A 1,006-nucleotide genomic window follows, 5' to 3' on the forward strand; every position below is an offset into this window, starting at 1 on the left:
GCTCAGGCCGTAGCACGCACGGGCATCGTCCTTCTTCGCCGCGCCCGGGCCGGTGCGGAAGTAGCCGCCCCAATCGACGGCTTGTGCAGAGGTGGCACTCAGCAGGCTGGCTGCGGCGGCAGCCAGGGCGAGCACGGTCTGGCGGTGGGGGAATGTCTTCACGGATCGTCTCCTTGGTTTTTGGAAGCACAGGTAGAACACAGGGCCTGGGGGAGCCCTGCAGGGGGAACGGGTGCGTCAGCCGCGCTTGCGGCTGGTTTCGAAGATGCGTTGCAGCAGGCAGAAGATGAACAGCAGCCCGCCGATCACGATGCGGGTCCACCATGAACTCAGGCTGCCGTCGAACATGATCAGCGTCTGGATGATCCCGAGCATCAGCACGCCGAACAGCGTGCCCAGCACATAGCCGACGCCGCCGGTGAGCAGCGTGCCGCCGATCACCACGGCGGCGATCGCGTCCAGCTCCAGCCCGACCGCGTGCAGGCCGTAGCCCGACAGCATGTAGAAGGTGAACACCACGCCGGCCAGCGCCGAGCAGAAACCGCTGACGGTGTAGACGCCGATCAGCGTGCTGCGCACCGGCAGGCCCATCAGCACCGCCGAATGCTCGTTGCCGCCGATCGCATACACCGTGCGGCCGAACTGCGTGTAGTGCGCGACGAACACTGCCAGCACCACCACCGCGAGCGCGATGATCGCGCTGACCGACAGCTCGGCGCCCTCCCACAGCGGCACGCGCAGCTGCGAGACCTCGGTGTAGAACGGGTTCGTGATGCTGACCGAATCGATGCTGATCAGGTAGCACAGGCCGCGCGCGAGGAACATGCCGGCCAGCGTCACGATGAACGGCTGCAGCCGGAAGCGCTGGATCAGCACGCCCTGCAGCGCGCCGAAGCCGGTGCCCATCAGCAGCACCAGCGGGAGCACCGCGCCCGGGCTCCAGCCGTGCTTCTCGACCAGCGAGGCCGACACCATCGTCGTCAGCGCGATCACCGACCCCACCGAC

At 67.4% G+C, this 1,006-nt stretch carries 1 protein-coding gene; it reads right to left on the reverse strand.

The genetic code is table 11. The features are described 5' to 3' along the window. Positions 1-237: 237 nt before the first annotated feature. A partial coding sequence (gene yjfF / locus AC1D12_RS34060; protein WP_477845485.1) for a galactofuranose ABC transporter, permease protein YjfF occupies positions 238-1,006 on the reverse strand: 769 nt, incomplete at its 5' end.

The organism is Rhizobacter sp. P1_G5, from assembly GCF_056405435.1.